The 19,736-nt window shown below is 40.9% G+C and carries 8 protein-coding genes; 3 read left to right on the top strand and 5 right to left on the bottom strand.

Annotated features, from left to right (window positions below; all coding sequences use genetic code 11):
* Positions 1 to 93 precede the first annotated feature (93 nt).
* From WMO75_RS12770 to WMO75_RS12760, 3 genes are all read left to right on the top strand, one after another.
* Positions 94 to 471 (top strand): plasmid mobilization protein, encoded by a 378-nt coding sequence (locus tag WMO75_RS12770; protein WP_287650125.1) that lies wholly within the window; start codon positions 94 to 96, stop codon positions 469 to 471.
* Entirely contained in the window at positions 458 to 2,107 is a 1,650-nt protein-coding gene (locus tag WMO75_RS12765; RefSeq protein WP_349078155.1) for a relaxase/mobilization nuclease domain-containing protein, read from the top strand. The genes WMO75_RS12770 and WMO75_RS12765 overlap by 14 nt, the downstream gene beginning before the upstream one ends.
* Positions 2,108 to 2,229: 122 nt before the next feature.
* The gene (locus WMO75_RS12760) at positions 2,230 to 3,471 is read left to right on the top strand and encodes an IS256 family transposase (protein WP_349078153.1); all 1,242 of its coding nucleotides are present in this window, start codon (positions 2,230 to 2,232) and stop codon (positions 3,469 to 3,471) included.
* A gap of 206 nt (positions 3,472 to 3,677) precedes the next feature.
* On the opposite strand, the gene WMO75_RS12755 is transcribed toward WMO75_RS12760, so the two are convergent.
* The 5 genes from WMO75_RS12755 to WMO75_RS12735 all read right to left on the bottom strand — a co-directional run.
* Entirely contained in the window at positions 3,678 to 6,899 is a 3,222-nt protein-coding gene (locus tag WMO75_RS12755; protein WP_287650129.1) for a hypothetical protein, read from the bottom strand.
* Between the two features lie 225 nt (positions 6,900 to 7,124).
* Positions 7,125 to 8,039, bottom strand: a complete 915-nt coding sequence (locus WMO75_RS12750; RefSeq protein WP_349078152.1) for a YodL domain-containing protein — start codon at positions 8,037 to 8,039, stop codon at positions 7,125 to 7,127.
* Positions 8,036 to 8,287, bottom strand: coding sequence for a transposon-transfer assisting family protein (locus tag WMO75_RS12745; protein WP_117944170.1), 252 nt, complete (start codon positions 8,285 to 8,287; stop codon positions 8,036 to 8,038). The genes WMO75_RS12750 and WMO75_RS12745 overlap by 4 nt, the downstream gene beginning before the upstream one ends.
* Positions 8,284 to 13,644: a DUF3849 domain-containing protein gene (locus WMO75_RS12740; protein WP_349078150.1), complete on the bottom strand. Its 5,361-nt coding sequence runs from the start codon at positions 13,642 to 13,644 to the stop codon at positions 8,284 to 8,286. Before WMO75_RS12740 ends, WMO75_RS12745 begins: the two co-directional genes overlap by 4 nt.
* A 54-nt stretch (positions 13,645 to 13,698) precedes the next feature.
* The coding region (locus WMO75_RS12735; protein ID WP_349078149.1) for a helicase-like domain-containing protein at positions 13,699 to 19,736 on the bottom strand (6,038 nt) is incomplete at its 5' end.

Here is a 19,736-nt window from a genome sequence, read left to right as displayed (position 1 = left end):
ACATGGTCACAGCGTGATAATTCTCCATCACTTGCTTTCACAGCAAGCTGTAAAATTTCCTTATGCGGAACCTTTATGCAGAAAGGAGCATTTATGACACGACCAAAAAAAGACGAATCCCTTATCAAAACCAAAGACGTTCATCTGCGTATGAGTGAAACAGAATATGAAATTCTGTCGGAAAGAGCTACCGCAACAAACATGAGTGTTTCTGATTTTATCCGAAATGCCTTGAACACCCAGAATGTTGTTATCAAATATGAACTTACCGCAGATGTTCCAGAAATAAAAAAACTGATTGGTGAATTTGGAAAGATAGGAAACAACCTCAACCAGATTGCCAGATATTTTAATCAAGGCGGCATTATCTCCTCAGAAATGAGAACAGAAATAAAAAAATCTCTCCGTGATATTTATGAAATGAAATATGAAGTGATGAGAATGGTAGGTGATTTCCGTGGCAGTGATTAAACATATCGCAAGCAAAAATGCTGACTATGGAGAATCTGAACGGTATCTCATCTTTCAGCATAATGAATACACCCAAAAGCCAATCCTCGATGATGAGGGGCATATGATATTACGAGATGAATATTACCTGGATGGTCTGAACTGTGATCCGTTTACTTTTGCATCTGAATGTCAGGAACTAAACAGCTACTACCATAAAAATAAAAATTTCAATGAGATCAAGTCTCATCATTACATTATCAGCTTTGACCCGAAAGATAGAGATGAATGCGGACTGACTGGTGAACGGGCACAGCAACTTGGGCTGACCTTTACAAAGAAAAACTTCCCTGGTCATCAGGCTTTAGTCTGTACTCATACTGATGGGCATAACGAAAGTGGCAATATCCATGTGCATATCGTAATCAACAGTCTCCGTAAATATGATATACCATGGGAACCCTATATGGAATTTGACTGTGAAGCAAAAGCCGGATACAAGCACCATCTAAGCACAGCATACCTTACCCATTTAAAACAGGAAGTTATGAATATGTGTAAAAAAGAAGGACTACATCAGGTTGATCTGCTCACTCCTGCTGAAAGAAAAATCACCGAAAAAGAATACTGGGCACAACGCCGGGGACAGGAAAAATTAGATAAGCTGAATCAGAAAATGAAAGAAGATGAAATCACACCGAAAGAAACTCGTTACCAGACAGAGAAACAATTTCTCCGTGACGCTATTGATGATGCTGCAAGTACCGCCAGATCACCAGAAGAATTTTCAAAAATCCTTGATGAAAAATATCACATCATCTTCAAGATCAGTCGAAACCGGTACAGCTATCTTCACCCTGACAGAAAAAAATATATCACTGGAAGGAATCTCGGAACACGATATGAAGAGGATTTTCTATTACAAGCATTTAAGGAAAATGCAAAATCACTCTCCGATAGGAAAATGGAAATTGAAGAACCACAAGTTCCAACTACTACAAAAGATTTGCAGACAACACTTTCTCCTGATGCTTCCGCTATTCCTGTACCGTTCATTTTCATAAAATCAGATCTCCGACTTGTGATAGATTTACAGACCTGTATCAAAGCACAGCAGAGTGAAGCCTATGCTCAAAAAGTCAAACTCTCCAATCTAAAACAGATGGCTCAGACGGTTGCCTATATTCAGGAACATGGATATGGCTCTCTTGAAGATTTCCATACGGCACTTGACCAGGCATCTGATCAGACCAGTGCTGCCAGAAAATCCTTAAAGGATACAGAACAGCAGCTTAAAGATGTGAACGAACAAATACATTTTACTGGACAGTACCTTGCATACAAAAACGTATATGCAAACTACCGTAAGAGTCGCAATAAGGATAAATTCTACGAAGAACACAGGGCGGAGCTTTCCCTTTACGATACAGCTCTCCGGACACTGAAAGAAAAATCTGATGGAAATAAGCTACCTTCCATGAAAGCCCTCTATGCTGAAAAAGACCGGCTTATTGAATTGCGAGATATGCAACGGGAAGATTTTTCTAACCACCGTGATTATGAACGGGAGCTTCACACTGTGTCTGCAAATATTGATATGATTCTTGGGAAGAGTCACCAACAAGAACAGCAAATCATAAAAAATCAAGATTTGTAAAATCTTTATATTCACTAGAAGGGTATTGTTTCCTTATCAGAGAGTATGAAACTTTTTCTGTAAAATAATGTTTAGAAGGTTCTTCTATGGTACAATAAATATCATTAGGAGGACCTTTTATTATGGCAAGACAAAAGAAACCGGTACATCGAGTACAAATGACCGAAGGAAAACGAAACATCATCCATCAGCTCCTGGAAGAGTATGATATCCAGTCTGCTGAAGACATCCAGGATGCGCTCAAGGATCTTTTAGGCGGTACCATTAAGGAAATGATGGAAGCGGAAATGGACGATCATCTCGGCTATGAAAAATCAGAACGTTCGGATAATGATGATTACCGCAATGGGTATAAGCGCAAACAGGTCAACAGCCGATATGGATCGATGGAAATCGAAGTGCCGCAGGACCGAAAATCAACATTTGAACCACAGGTGGTGAAAAAACGTCAGAAAGATATTTCTGATATTGATCAGAAGATCATTTCCATGTATGCCAAAGGAATGACTACCCGACAGATTTCCGAAACCATCGAAGATATTTATGGCTTTGAGACCTCGGAGAGTTTTATTTCCGATGTAACCGATAAAATCCTGCCACAGATCGAAGACTGGCAGAACCGGCCGTTGGACGAAGTCTATCCCATTCTCTACATCGACGCAATTCACTATTCCGTAAGAGATAATGGTGTGATCCGAAAGCTTGCAGCTTACGTGATTCTTGGAATCAACACGGAGGGAAAGAAAGAGGTTCTGACCATCAGCGTTGGCGACAACGAAAGCGCAAAATACTGGCTTTCCGTTATGAACGAGCTGAAAAACCGGGGTGTCAAAGATGTATTAATCATCTGTGCAGATGGTTTAACCGGCATCAAAGAAGCAATCGCTGCTGCTTTTCCAAAAACCGAGTATCAGCGCTGTATCGTACACCAGGTAAGAAACACACTGAAATATGTCCCTGACAAGGACAGAAAAGCATTTGCAGCGGATCTGAAGGCCATTTATCAGGCCGCAGATGAAAAGAAAGCGCTGGCAGTTTTAGATCGTGTAACTGAAAAATGGTCTCCCAAATATCCGAATTCCATGAAACGCTGGAAGGATAACTGGGATGCCATCTCTCCAATTTTCAAGTTTTCAACAACGGTCAGAACGGTGATTTATACCACCAATGCGATTGAATCCCTGAATTCCACCTACCGGAAGCTGAATCGGCAGAGAAGCGTATTCCCAAGCGATACGGCCCTTTTAAAAGCGCTGTACCTGGCCACTTTTGAGGCTACGAAAAAATGGACCAGTACGATTCGAAACTGGGCGCAGGTATATGGCGAACTGAGTATTATGTACGAAGGTCGTCTTCCAGAATAACGAGTAAACCGACGATCAAGACAGGCGGAAAATCGCCTGCTCTTGACATGCCATTCAACAACTGTTATATATAGAACAAGGGTGAAAAGCTCAAACTGTAAGCTCACCACCCTTGCATATCATCATAGAAGAATCTTATTTACAGACTTTTTCTCACAGTCTCCCTTATCACTCGGAAACAATACCCTTCATACTTCTGTATTTTTTTAACACCATATTGCTGATATTTTTAAGAATTGTAAAAATATATCATACAACTTTCTCCAATCCACCTCAATTCCAACTTCATCCAAAAAATCCGGAATATTACCTATCAACAAAAACCACAATCCTGTTTTGTTAAGCATTGCTGTTTTTGCAAACATTGCTTTGTGAATTATTTTTAAATAATCTTTTCTAATATCCTCCACATCATAGTTTAAAAATAAATTCACATAAGGCAAACAAGAATCCCAACCATCAGTATATCCAGCAATATCCATGTAGCCAACCTTATTTTTTACAATATACTCTTCATCCTCTTCATGAATACATCCATGCTTAAAAGGACTATATGATTCTTCTTTCTCTTCTTTCGAAACCAAACATCGAATACCATTCTCTTCCAATATAGATTGAGCAGCTGTATCTATTTCCTTTCCCCATATAGATAAATCATAAAAATCTAATCCATCTATTAATATATTTTTATAATTAGAATGAAGCAGATTCTCTATCTCATCATACTCTATACTTCCAGAATAACGATGATATGCCATAATTTCATTTAATCTTTGTTTTATTTGCTCTTTTTTGCAACAATTTAAATGATCTGGATTTAAATCGAAAATATCTAATGGACACTCTTCCTCTGAAAAATAATTCATATTTGCTAATCTTTTAGTAAAATCACAGGGCTTTCTATTAATATAAGAAGCCATTAAGTGGCGTATTCCCTTTTCAGACTGTTTCATCAATTTTTCAATAATTTTCAAAGAACACATTTCTTCTATTTGATTATTTTTTTCAAATATCGTTAAAGCAACATCTATATTATGCACTGTATAATCTTTTCTCTGCTGATACATTATCCAAAAATAATTAACTGAATAAATATCAATGTCTCTATTTTCTTTATTTGCAAGTCGCATCATTGCCTCTAGCCAATCACTTATAGCAAACGAACCTTTCGGTGCTTCATTCTGAATAGTCTCTTTTAATGATTTTTTTCTAAACCAATTTTTTTCATCAAATAACCCTAGCTCATTCAGTTGCCATCTGACTGCCGTAAGTATCGACTCTCTCCAAATTGTATCTAATTGATATTTTTTCACTTGCTTATCAAATCTGTTTTGAGCATTCTTCTCTTCGCCTGATAAAAAAAGTTGTATTGTATCATAATACTCATTCTGTTTTTCATCATTTATCCACACACTCACAAGATAATTTGTAAGATTCTCCCGTTTTTTTAAACTATCTTTTGCATCATGCATCATGATTTCAAATTCTTCATCACTTATCTTTTTATCTAATTTATCAAAAAAATGCACCTGTTCCTCAACACAATTTATTACACTGCTGATATGACGTTTATCATAATGTTCTTTTTTCAAAAAATGTTTATAGTCTTTTTCATGTTTTCCATTTAAAAGAAGATATAGATTCCAGATTTCTTTTGAGCTATATATACAATCTATCAGATTTTCTTGCCTTTCTATATATTTCATTACCAAAAACATAAGCCCCTCATAGCCTATGCTATTCTGTCTTTCCATTACCTGATACAACAGTGCAAAGGAATAATACTGATAAATATTAAAAACGTTTTTGCGATACTCCAAAATATTCTTTAATTGAATGTAAAAACTATGTACAGAATCTATATCTATCGTTTTTTGTAATACTCGTTCCAAACATTCAGCATCACTATACTGAATAAGCAATTCATCCAAAAAATCATCTTCCAACATAAAAGAGTTCATTCTTGCCATATATTCAACATTTTCTGAACGCAAACTTTCTTTTACAATATTATTTACAGAATTCATTCTTTCTGGATAACGCTTCCCAATTCCTCTTAAATAAGTGTTTAGACTATCATGCAACAATGATATTCTATTTTCCACTCGTTCAAACAAGTATGGATGTTGTTTAATAAAATCTTTTACTGCATCCACAAGTTCTGGCATTACCAATAATTCATTTAATTCCTTTTCTGTATAAAAACTATTATTCGTTGCAAATATAGTAAGAAGTGAACTTGTACTACTCTCACCAAGCAAATTATCGTAATATTGATTCAGATCCTCCATTTCCTGGGTCAATCCTATTTCATTATAGATTTTATAATGATTTGCCACATAAAATGTGATTATCGAATATCCATCCGTTATATTGAATATTTTCTCTGCAACCTCATAATCATCTATTCCATAGCCTTCTTTTAAATACTTTGCTGTTTCTTCATATGTCCAGTTTAAGAGTTCTATTGGCTCCCAAGGAATTTCTGCTTTTAATGGACGAGATAAAACTATTACTTTTCCTGATTTCAATTTATCAATAAACTGAATATACCTCGAAAGTTCCAGCGGTTGATAATTTTCAACATGATCTAAGCCATCAATAATCAAAATCTTCTTTCCTTTGTTAATTTCTTCTATTAACTCTTCTTCTTCAAAATTGCGAGGTGATTCCCAAAATTGCATTGCTAAATTATCTAAAAATGTTTTATAAAACAGTCTTTCCTGCAAATATTCATCCTGAGAATCAATCCAAAAACGATATACTGCTGCCCCTGTATACTTTGAAATCAATTCATTTACATAATGACTTTTCCCAATTCCAGGTTTTCCTATAATATATGTAATTCCCTCTGGCACTTCATCCGGTGCTGTTCGTAATATGATTGTCTCTTCTGTAAGATTTTCCGGTATTGTTTCCATTGGTGGTAAATCTTTTTTCTCAACCATAAATTTAGCTTTACAAGTAATTGAATATCCTAAATGAATAATTTTCAATTCTCTTTTATCTGAACGATACAGACTATCTATAATCTCCTCTACCTTTTCTTCTATCAAAGGGATAATCGTAATTCCCGATTTTTTTATTGCTGGTAAATCCATAAAAAACTCATTAGGATTAATATGATCTGATTTTACCACTAATATATTGTTATCTTTAGGATCATATTTATTCTTATTCCCTTGTATAGATACAACATGGTCTGTTATATTAATATCATCAAGTTCTGCTTGAGGATAATTTTTAATCTGTATTCGATAACGTGTTTCATCTTCCATCTCAATATATAAATCGTCAAATTGTTTTGTTCCCTGTGATTCTGCCTCTATTTTTTTAATTTTTCGCTCAGTATCCATTTTTGCAAAAAACAAAGTGAAAATATATTGCTGATATGTATATCCTTTAAATCCGTTCCTAGGAGCTGGCATTTGTATTTCCCTCCAAATAAAAATTTTTATTCATTATACCTAAAATTGCATCTCTCAAAATTACTTACTTTTATCCAATCTGATGATAAAGAACACTTTTTGATATAATAACGTGGACTATGAAGAACAATTAAAATTTCTTTATATATTATTATAATGGTTAATTACTTTTTTTCAACAAAAATGGCCCTGCTACCTCAGTAGCAAGACCACCTCTGTTGAAAATTACTTCTTCTTCCTTTCCATCTCTTCTTCCATCGCCTTCTGTTGCTGTGGCTGTCCTTTCCCTTGACTGGCTATCTTCTTCTGATGATTACGGAGTCGTTTCAGTACCGATCTTCGTGGAGCATTTTTATCTCTTTTCCTTGGAGTGTTGTTCATCAGTCCATCAATCATGTTGTAATTGGCTTCTTCTGTCATCTCTGCACTGCGAAGGTATTCTCCATTATCCATGACCTTCTGCCAGTTCGCCAGCTCCGGTTTCTTCTTTTGTGTTTCTCTGGATTGTGACTGTCCGGTCTGGGCTTGTGCCTGCATTTCCTGTTGTTTTTGCTGTGCCTGCTCTGCCTGTTGCTGCATGAAATTCTGAATGTTCCGTCTGGCTTCTTCATCAAAGCCGTTGTAACAGTCATTCATAACTACGGTACCTTCTTCACTGAGAATCACATAGGCTGCTCTTGTCCCATACTCCTCATGTTCCATCAGAAACCATTTCTTCTCGTTCATCAGGATGTAATCCTGTGCAAGCCATGTTCCTTTCTTTCCTTCGATTTCGTACCCGGTTGTATCAATGGAAAGTCTGGTATCGGAAGAACTTTTGATTGTGAGAAATTCCGGAATGATGATAAAACCATCTTTATTGACATAGTAAGCTGTGGTTTTTCCATCATCGGTAATGACAATCACATCGCTGCAACCGATGGAATGACCTTTGAAGTTTTTCGGTCGCTGCTTCTGCAAGCGTGTTTTAATGTCAGCCGGAGTTTCCCCCGGCTGGATTCTTCCAATATACACCTGATGATAGTTTTCTATCTGGACTGTTTTTCCTTCGCTTTTCAGTTTCTCGTAAGAACGGAAACGGACATCCCGGTACTCAGGGGTATCTTTTACCTGATATACTGCACACTGACTTGTACTCATTCTTCTTCCTCCTCTTTCAGTTCCATTTTATATTCTTCCAGATCCATAAGAAAAACTTCATAACCTTCATCACTCATACAGAACAGTTTTCTTATGGTATTGCAGACAAGCCCAATCATATCTGCATCGCCTTTCAGAAAAGGAATGATATGGTCGATTGCCTCCATCGTGTCATTTCGGTTTCCTTTATCAAACATTGCAGTTACTAAACATTCATCTGCGTCAAAGTTCATTGCCAGATCCATCATAATTCCACCTCTCCCTTCTTATGTGCCTTGGATTTCTCCGTTGCCTTGTTTTGCTCCTGTGCTTTTGCCCTTGCCTGAAAATCTTTTAAAGACTGCAGCACAGATTTCTTCACTTCACCTTTTGCTCTGCTTACAAGTTCTACCTTTTGTGGCTGACTCTGACTTACAGATACCGGTTCCTGCTCTGACCTTCTGTCTGCCGCAACCGCAGAAGGTTTCTGTTCACTTCCTATTGCTGTTTCTGCCGCATGTTCCGCTTCCTGCACCCTTCCATGCTTTTCATCCAGATACTTTTCCATGTCTGTGATTGCTTTCTGCACCAGAGGGCTTTCTTTATAGTGTGGAATCATATCTATCAGATCACGCCGTATCCGGTCTGCACTCATCAACTCATATTCTCCGGAATAATCTTCATCACCATCTTGCAGATCAAATCCGATTCCTTTAATCCCATGCAGTCTCTCTGCTGGGATACTCTCATATATTTTAATGGCTTCTTCTAAAGTAAGGTTGTTATGGTACTCTCCCATGACCGGAAACTCCATGCACTCTGCGACATAAAAACTGATCGTGGCTTCTGGCTGTTCCTGCTCTGGCTGTTTGTCAAAGATAGAAAATCTCTCTGCGTCCTCCAGACGGGAAAGTAATGACCGGGCAGTTATCACATCACTGTCTATATCAGACTCTTCCGATACTTCAACCAGCCAGTCCTTTAAACACCCTGTTTTCTTATTCAGAATGTCCTCTGTGATTTTCTCCACCTGTTCTTCCCTGTTCTCAACGGTATCTTTATATTCGTAAGTGTCATATTCATAGCTGAAATTATCTAAATCCACCGACAGCTTTTTAATCTCCTGCTGATCAAGGTAAACATCTGCTTCCTTCATATATTCTGCCAGAGTGATTCTTTCTTCTGCGATAGGATTGATGTCCACCTTAATACCTGCCATTGCTATACCATGAGCATTTAATTCATTGAAGAAACTGTCTTCACGGATATTGCCACGATAAGAAAGTACTACATCAAGGTCAGAATCTTCCCGATAAAGGTCTTGTCTGCTTCTGGAACCATACACTCTTGCAGCAAGCAGCTCTACCTCCTGTTCCATTCCCATATCTTCTAATACTGCCTGTGCATGATACAGAACCCCTCTTTCTACTTCTGCCCTGCTCAGACTATTTAATGCCAGTTCATTTCTTCCAATCTCAGAAGTCGCACGAAGTTCCCTTTCCTGCAATAAATCTTTAGAGTGCTGGATCGTCATTTCTTCAAATTCTTTATAATCCACTTTGACACATTCCATATCATCCATTCTTTCACTTTTAATGATTTCATAAGCAGCTTCCTGAATAGATGCGTCTGGATTATCGTAATCACCACTCTGGATTTCATGCAGATCAGAGTCATAAAAAATAAACGAATATCCTTCTTCTGTTGCCTGTATGGTCAGATACCCTTTACTCCTGGTAAACTGCATTGCGATTCCTTCATAGGTTTGCATTGCTTCTTCCCTGCGAAATCCTTCAAAAATACTTGCCGGGCAGTTCTTTTCTAATTGTATCCGCTGCATCTGTTCTTCCTGAACTTCTTCCACATCTGCCATCAGTTCTTCATAATCCACTACTTTTGCATCTTCCAGTGAGTACCCTTTATCTTCTAAAATATCACTGGCAGCTTCATCTACATAGATTGTCGGATTGTCATAGATTCCTCCATCATCCTCCTGATAATCTTCATTGTAAAATGTATAGTCATAGCCATCTTCTGCGGTCTGGATTGTAAAGTATTGTTTTCCAATCTGATATGCAATCTGTACCTCATTCCAGTCCAGCATATTTTCCATTTTATTTACCGCTTCATATATTTCCGGATTCAGCCATCCTCCGATCTGTTCATATGCATGGGTCATCTGATCTATCCCATTTTCACATCGGATAAAATCCATGTTTTCCTGCATTGTTTCCGTATTCTGGATACCAAGCACTTTTTCCTGATGATTTGGCAGACGTAAATATTCCTGCATCGCTTCATCCAGTGATTCATACCGGTTTACTTTTACTACACCCTCTGCATTTACATCTTCCATCACATAAAAATTATCAATGTAATGGATCTCTGGCATTTTTAACTTTATGCCTTCCGGCAGCTGCACCTCACTGACTGCATGAAAATTAAATCGGACATCCGTTCCAGATTCATTTTTTCCTGCCATCGTTTCTTCCCAGGTATCTTTCTGTACTGCCTGTATTTCTTCGATTGTAAGTGTCTGTCCACTCCGCAGGGTTACAGCAGAATCTTTCGGGAATTCCGTCAAGTCATAAAGTGTTGTTCCATTTTCCTGCAGATATTCTGATACAGCTTCTAACGCTCCTTCATCAAATCCATTCCATAAGTCCTCCGCTACAAGCTGTCCATTTTCTGCTACGATAATGCCAGCCACATCGGAGCCAAATTCATCATGTTCCATTAAGAAAAACTTTTCCCCAGCATATTCCTTTTTATCAACCGTATGCCATGTCCCGTTATGTCCTTCTGCTTCATATCCTCTTGTCTCTGCTGTGATCGTCACTTCGTTTTCTCCTATCGCCTGTTCTATCCTCTGCATCCGGATCTCAGCTCTTGCCATGTCGATAAACCCATCTAAAACTGCCGGGTGGCTTTCGATCACATAATCCAGGTTCAGATTTCTGCCCCGGTTGATATTTTCCGGGACTTCGATATGCTCCGCCCAGTCTTTGTTCTGTCTGGAAAATCTTCCATCATGGGAAAGTTCACGGATGGTATTTGCCATAACAAAATTCATACGTTCTTCCCCGAAGCGTTCCACGACTTCTTTTGCCGCATCCTGCTTTAAGTGCAGCCCGTCAAAATTCTCCCGGATGGCTTCTTCGATTGCTTTCTTACAGTCCAGGTTTAACTTTCTGGAATCCAGATAAGCATCCACATCCCGTTCTCCCATTGCCTGTTCCAATGTTCCTTTATAAACTGGCGGATATGCCCTGACGGAATTATGTTCCAGTAGGTTCATTCTCTGCTGGACAAACTCCGGAAGTTCCTGAAATCCAAAAGAATCTACATAATAGGCTGTGATCTCTGCACCCCTGTTTATCACGATCACATCACTTACCGATAAGGAATGGCCACGGAAATCTTCCGGTCGGTCAATGTTAAAGCGTTCAAATATATTGTCTAACGTGATTGTTGGCATCCACGGTGCTGCATAAACCATTCGGTAATCCTTTCCGTCAATGGTATAGCCCAGACTCTTTGCGGATTCCATTCCCATAAACTGATAAGTATGCTCATCTCCGGTATCCATCTGATAAATGGCAAACCTTCCGCTTTCTCCATGCAGAAGAAGTGTCTCATCAATCTTTTCTGCATTCTGCCGTTCCAGTGCTTCCTGTTTTGTAGCAGATATTTCTCTCTCTTTCTGCACTTCCCATTCTGTTTCTGTGATTCCAAAGATACCGTCATATCCAAGGATCTCACTTTCCGTCTCCACAAGCATCTGTTCTGCCTGTTGTGGATTCTCTGGATTTCCGTGTAAGATATAAATTTCTGCCCCTCCACGGTACAGTTCATATGCCCGGTCTTTCGTAAGCGGGAGCATATGGTCTAACTGGATTCCTGCCTCGTGCATTTCCGTAAAACCGATCATTCCATCCGGGAAATTGTCAATCTGTGCCTGTATTTCATTCATAAGGCTTCTCGTATATTCACTTCCCGGTCTGCGGATTGCAGTCATCATACGGTTCACCAGTCCAAGCACTTCGTCTTTATCATCCATCTTATATGCAAAATTCACAATAAGATTTCTCTGGGAATCTGTGAAATCTCCCGTATTGGCAGCTTCTGCTGTTTCAATCAGACGGTGGGCATACTGCATGGCTGTTTCTTCTGCAATTTCCGGCTCTTTCGCTGGGAAGTTCGCCCTTGCTGCCTGGATCACTTCATACACCAGCTTTGAACCGGCTTCATCGTAAGATTCCCTCATGTCCCATACCAGGTCATTCAGTCTTTCCACCTGTCCGGGGAAGGTTTCTGCGTATTCATTTACAAATGCCTTTTCTTCTTCTGAAAAAACATTTCTTGGAAACTCTGCTTTTTGCACCAACATCTCTACCTGCTCTTTCGGAGAAAGGTCAGAAAAATAAGTAACGCCTGTGTCAGCATCATATTCCACATCATAAAAATCAATCGGATAGTTCTCTCCGTGCCCACTGCTGTCATAGAGTGGTGTGACGGCAGCACCTTTTTCTTCCAGAAAACTTTCCAGTGGTTTCTCATTTTTCTCTATCTCACCACTTTCCAGAAGGCGGACATATTCACCCACATTCTGCTCTAACTGTTCCCTGCTCATGTTTTCGATCAGATCATAAGTAAACTCGGAACCCATACTGCCTGAAAGATGCAGAATTAAATCTTCCTTATGAAAAGTATCCCGAACTGGTCTTTCCATTTCCAGCTCGTGCATCTGTGTCTCGATATTCTCAATGACTTCCGCAGACGTTTTCCGGATGGTATCCATAGATGCCCGGAGTGCTTTCATATCCTTGCTTTCACACCAGCTGGCAATATAGGTAAAAGAGTATTCTGAAGTATCCAGACCAAAGTGATTGCAGACAATATAAGCAATACTTTCTGCTTCTACTTCTTTTGTTGTCCGGTCTTTTAAAATTCCTTCCACATCCATTACTTCCCGGTCATGCAGCAATGCGTGGCTTACTTCATGGACTCCGGTTTTCATGGTCTGGAGATTGCTCATATTTTCCTGAATTGCGATATACTTTTCCGTCTGATGATAATAGCCTTTTGCTTCCCCTTCTATCTCCATCATGCGGATTGGAACAGGGGAAATGTTCTGCAATGCTTCCATGAACGTGTCATAAAACTGTACGCTCCCGGTAAGTTCCGGTACTTCCAGTTCTGCAATCGGCTCTCCCTCTGTCTGGCTGACATCAAATACCGTTGTCACACGGAACCTTGGAATGACCATCTCCACGATCTCTGTTTCCGGCTGACCGTCATCCCCGATCACCGGCTCTTTGGTCACCGGGTCGATCTTTTCAATCTCCTGTTTCTCACGGATGGGTGCCGGTGCGATGATCTGGATTCCTTTTTCCCCACGTTTTACATGGCGGTTAAATTTCTTCTGCCATGCCTGATACCCTGCCACCAGTGTTGCTTCCGGTTTCTGCATGGTGATCAGAAGGGTGTTATTAAAACTGTAATTATGGAACTTGGACATGGTATTCAGATATTCTGTATATCTCTCCGAAGTAAAGATTTCTTTTACTCCCTGCTCCAGCCGTTCCGATATTTCTTTTAATTGTTTTTCTATATTATTTGCCATAAACAAACCCTCCATTTTATGTCCCCGCCAGAGAAAACTCTGACGGGAAATCTTTTATAATTCCTGTTCGTGTTTTTTCTTTGCAGTTTTCTGTACAGATGGCTGTTCCGCTGTATTCTGCTGTGCCTTCTCCTGCTTTAAGCGTTCCAGAATAGATGGCTTATGGATTCTGTCTGCTGTTTCCGGAAGTTCTTTTTCTTCTACAGCATCCCTGCTATCTGTGCTGCTTCCTTCTCTACCAATATCCTCATCTGCCATAATCGTCTCATTGCCCTTTTCATCCATGTTCAGCAATGCATTTAACTCGGATAACCGTTCCATCTTTTCATTCAGCTCTGCTTCTTTCGGGAATGGTTTCTTTACCTCTTCCTGTGCAGTAGCAAGCTGCTGTTGTACGGTTTCCAATTTCTGCTCACTTTCCGTCAGCTTCCTGTCAATGGAAGAAAGGGTGTTATGGATACGCTGCATATTTCCTACCGGGTCTTTTCCGATCTCCAGCTTATAAGAGCATTTTCCTTTGATCGTCAGTTCAAACGCATTGGAGAACATATTGTAGGAAGCAGATAACGTAAACCCATGATATTCCCCAACCTTTCCGCCGGTGCTGACGGTTTTTAAACCTGCACAGGCGGCGATCAACGCTTCGCCTGCTTCTTTCTTATCTTCATAAAGGACATTCCCTACCGTCATGGCAAACGTGTCATTATCCTGTAAATCCACGCTTTTTACTACCTGCGAATCCACCTGCATCCCGGCAATCCGCTCTTTCAATGCACTGATCTGTACCGGGAAATTCTTTGCAATATCGGATTCCAGACGGTAAATCTGACTGGTATGGTTTGCCTTTAAGAGTTTCAGCTTACTCACCTGCACATCCAGATCCATTTTTTCTTTAATGTACGGATTACCTGTGGCAAGTGCCTTGATCTCTGCATAGGACAGTGCCGTATCATCCACATCTTCACAAGCCCTGACCGGGGATTTACTGGTCATGATCTGGCTGATGAACTTCTGCTTATTCTCCAAAATCTGCCACATATACGCATCAAAAGTATTTTCCGTCACATACCGGAATACCTTTACTTTGTCATTCTGGTTTCCCTGTCTTAAAATACGTCCTTCCTGCTGTTCCAGATCAGACGGCTTCCATGGACAGTCAAGGTGATGGAGAGCAATCAGTCTGTCCTGTACGTTGGTACCTGCACCGAGTTTTGGAGTGGAACCCATCAGGATCCTCACCTGTCCAGCCCGTACCTTTGCAAACAGTTCCGCTTTCTTTGCCTCCGTGTTGTATTCATGGATAAAAGCAATCTCTTCTTTCGGGATTCCTTTTTCTGTCAGTTTGTTCCGGACATCATCATATACGTTGAAAGTCCCATCTCCTTTGGGTGTGGACAGGTCGCAGAAGATCAGCTGGGTTGTCCGGTCTGCTTTTCCTTCTTCCCATACCTGAAAAGCATTTTCCACACAGGTATTGACCTTGCTTTTTTCCGCATCCGGAAGGAGTTCATTCAAAAGCCTTTGGTCTAACGCACACTTTCTTCCGTCGTTGGTTATCTTGAGCATATTATCTTCTGTCGGATTCACAAGACCACCTCTTACACTTTCGGCACGTTCTGAAAAAGCACTGACCATTTCCTGCTGTTCTTCACTTGGCTTCAAGACTTCATTGATAAACTCTGCTTCCGGTACAGGAAGATTCAGCATATCAGAAGTCTGAATATCCGCAGCTTCCTTAAAAATGGAAATCAGCTCCGGAAGATTGAAAAAACGGGCAAACCGTGTTTTCGCACGATAGCCCGTTCCTTCCGGTGATAATTCGATTGCGGTTACTGTCTCCCCGAACGTTGCCGCCCAGGAATCAAAATGTCCCATGCCCATACGCATGAGTGTGTCATACTGGAGATAACGCATGATAGTGTAAAGCTCGGTCATACTGTTCGATACGGGAGTACCTGTAGCAAAGGTGATCCCTCTGCCGCCGGTCAGTTCATCCATGTACCGGCATTTCATAAACATATCCGAACTTTTCTGTGCATCCGTCTGTGAGATTCCCGCCACATTCCGCATTTTTGTATACAAAAAAAGGTTCTTAAAACTATGGCTCTCATCCACAAACAGCCGGTCTACGCCTAACTGCTCAAAAGTTACTACATCATCCTTTCTGGTCTGGTCATTAAGTTTCTTCATCCTCGCCTGCAGACTCTTCTTTGTTTTTTCCAACTGCTTGATAGTATAATTCTGCCCTGCCTGATGTGCTGCTTCTTCAATGGAGAACGTAATATCTGCAATCTGCTGTTCCAGCATGGCAATCTGACGTTCCCTTGAAAGAGGGATTTTCTCAAACTGTGTATGCCCGATGATCACAGCATCGTAATCCCCTGTCGCAATACGGGAACAGAAACGTTTTCGGTTCGCCGGCTCAAAGTCTTTCTTCGTTGCCACCAGGATATTTGCCCCAGGATAAAGTCGTAAGAAATCACTGCCCCACTGCTCGGTCAGATGGTTTGGCACAACATAAAGATTCTTCTGTGAGAGTCCCAGCCGTTTTGATTCCATACCGGCTGCGATCATCTGGAATGTCTTTCCAGCTCCTACGCAATGAGCCAGTAACGTATTATTTCCATACAGCACATGAGCCACTGCGTTTTTCTGATGCGGCATCAGGGTGATCTCCGGATTCATGCCAACAAACTGAATATGGCTTCCATCATATTCCCGTGGACGGATGCTGTTAAATCGTTCATTATAGATCTTACAGAGATCTTCCCGTCGGTGCAGGTCTTTAAATATCCACTCCTTAAATTCCTCTTTGATCAGTTCCTGCTTCTGCTGTGCCAGCATCGTTTCCTTCCGGTTTAATTCCCGGTGTTCTCCATCGGCATCCTGTACCGTGTCATAAATCTTGGTATCCCGGAGGTTTAAGGCATCTTCCAAAAGGCGGTAGGCATTGGCTCTCTGTGTTCCGTATGTGGAAGTGACAAGAGCATTTCCGTAGCTGTCCACATTCTTTCCCATAACATTCCACTGTCCGGTCACTTCTGCATACTGGACTTTGACCTTGCTCCCTACATAATATCTTGGTGTATGGAATGTCTCTGCCATAAACCGTGTAATGTAATCCTCGGAGATCCAGGTTGCCCCAAGTCTTGCCTCAATCTCTGATGCATCCAGATCTTTTGGCTGTACCTGCTCCAAATACTGCACGTTCACCTGATATTCCGGGTGATCCTCTGCAAACTGTTTGGCGATCTGCAGTTTCTCCCTCACATTTCCAGAAAGATATTCGTCCGATGGCTCCCATTTTTCACTGATCGGGTTCTTAAAGATTATCCCTGCCAGTTCTTCGGTAAGCTCCTCTTCTGTTTTCCCGGAAAGCTGTGCCATATAAGAAAGGTCAACGCCTGCCCTCTCACCGATAGAAACCGCAAGTGCCTCACTGGCAGTATCTACAGAAGTTACCGTTTCTGCCCTGCGGATTGTCCTTTTGGTAAAAATATCCGCTTTTCGTTTCAGTTCTCCCTTATCATCCAGAAATTCCAGAGAAGTCAAAAGACAATAGCTGCTGTCCTGACTAAATGCCCGCTTATTGGCATTGCTGCTGAGAAGACCATATTTTGCTGTAAAGGTATCGTATTCTTCATTGAGTTTTCCCTGCAGCTTTGTGATCTGTTCATCGCTTCCCTCTTCCATCTGGCACTGGATCAGTTCATTCGTAACATCACGGATCTTCACCATCCCTTTGACACGTTCCGCTGTCATTGCCGGAAGTTCCATCCGATTCATCACAGAATTTTCCCGGTAATAGACTTCATCATTCACTACGGTATAACTGAAATTCTTTACATCTGGGTCTGCCGGGATAGAGACAACATCCTCCTCCAACTCTGTATCCGAAAGTTCCAGTTCCGTGATCGTACCATGGATATTCTGGACGGCTTCTTTTAATTGTTCTTCTAAGGTAATTCCTTCTTTTGGTTTTACGGTCACTTCCTGCTTTCCATACTGGGTACTTTCTGTAGTAAACTCACCAAGCACCATTTCCGGATGCTCTGCAAAATAAGCATTGACTGAATAGCCTTCCGGTGTTTCCTTTAAATTTAACCATTCCGGTTCCTCAATGGATGCCCTGTCCCTTTTCTGGAAAAACAGAATATCAGAAACAACGCTGGTATTGGCATTTCTCTGGAACGCATTATTCGGTAATCGGATGGCTCCAAGCAGTTCTGCCCGGTTTGCGATATACTGTCTCACTGCCGGATTCTGCTTATCCATCGTTCCACTGGAAGTTACCACAGCCACTACACCGCCGGGACGGATCAGATCAAGGGATTTTGCAATAAAATAATCGTGGATCATAAAATGATGCCGGTCATATCTGCGGTCACTGACCTGATACGATCCAAACGGAACATTGCCTATCACACAGTCGAAAAAGCTGTCTGGATAACTGGTTTCCTCAAATCCCTGCACGGCAATCTTATTTTTCTGGTAAAGCTGTTTTGCGATCTTGCCCGAAACCGGGTCGAGTTCCACACCGTACATCTTTGCCTTGTTCATACTCTCCGGGATCAGTCCCATAAAGTTACCAACACCACAGGACGGTTCCAGAATATTTCCCTGTTTCAGTCCCATATTTTCCAGTGCTTCATACATGCTTCGGATCACAGTCGGTGATGTATAAAAAGCATTTAAGGTCGATGCTCTTGCTGCACTGTATTCTTCCGGTGATAAGGTATTCTTTAACTCCAGATACTCATTTGTCCAACTACTGTTTTTCTCTTCAAATGCCTGCGGGATGCCACCCCAGCCAACATAACGGGATAAAATTTCCTGTTCTTCGGGTGTTGCCAGACGTTCTTCCTGCTCCAGAGTCTGCAATAAATGGATGGCTTCCATATTTGCTTTATACTTTGCTTTCGGACCACCTGCTCCAAGGTCATTATCCTGAATCCGAAAGTTATGCGGTTCTGTTACAATCTCTTCTACTTCCGGTTTTAAATATGGTTGAAATTCTCCCTCATATCCAAACAGTTCATTTTCTCCCGGAATATAATTGCGTCCGGTTTCCAGACACCGGAACACATCGGCAGTTGGTGCATTGCTGACTGCATAAAAATCATCATAAGAATACTTTGGGAAATCTTCTGTATGGTAGGTCGATAAATGCAGTTCTGTATTGGAACGGGTCTGTGCAACCAGATCTTTTCCTTCTATTCCTTCCGGCAATACCCCTACTGCTTCAAAATGATACCCCTGATACTCAAAAACACCTTCATCCCAGGACTCCGCCAGTTCTTCTGCTGTTTTAACCGTTATCTCTTCTTCTGATTCCTTTTGTTCCTGTCCCTCAGAAGTTTCTGTTATTTCCTGTTCCTGATTTTCCGGAATATCTTCTTTGGCAGTAACCTCTTCCTCTTCTATTTCCTCCACATCTGACATATCTACTACGGTCGGTTCTGTCACTGCCTTCGTATCCAAGAAATCAAACATGGTCATCTGGTGCCCGGATGGTTCCGCAAAAGACGGTTCTGCTTCCGGTGTCGGGAATATCGTATAGGTTCCTTCTGCATACTGGTGGAGTTCTGAAAGAAGTTCTGTTTTCTGCTGATAGTTTGTCCCATACGCTTCAAAATCCAATGGAAGAGCTACCAATGCTGCATCCATCTTCTGTAACAGTTCTTCTGTCTGCTCTGGATTCTCTAATACTGCCACCATTTCTTTTCCTGGTTTTTCCCAGAAGAAATCATCCGTAAATGGTCTGTCTATCTCTTCCGGAAGACGGTCATAAAAGCGGAGTACCTTGTTCGCCATCTGTTCCTGTTCATATTCCGGCATACGAGCATAATCTTCTGCCTGCAGGAACTGGTCATTCTTTATCAGATAAGCTACTCTATTTGCAACTTTATTCCAAGATAATAAAACTGACGTATATGGATTTCCATAAGCACCTCTTGCAAGAAACAATCCTTTTCCATCATAATTTGCGTGTGAATCATCCGCACCAGACAGTGCATGACTGCTTCCACCGATCCCATACTGTTCCTTGATAAAACCTGTCCTCGATCTTTCATCTTCATGCAGCAGATAAA

The organism is Blautia intestinihominis, assembly GCF_040096655.1.
Taxonomy (GTDB): Bacteria; Bacillota; Clostridia; order Lachnospirales; family Lachnospiraceae; genus Blautia_A; species Blautia_A intestinihominis.
This window is presented reverse-complemented; position numbering and strand designations above follow the sequence as displayed.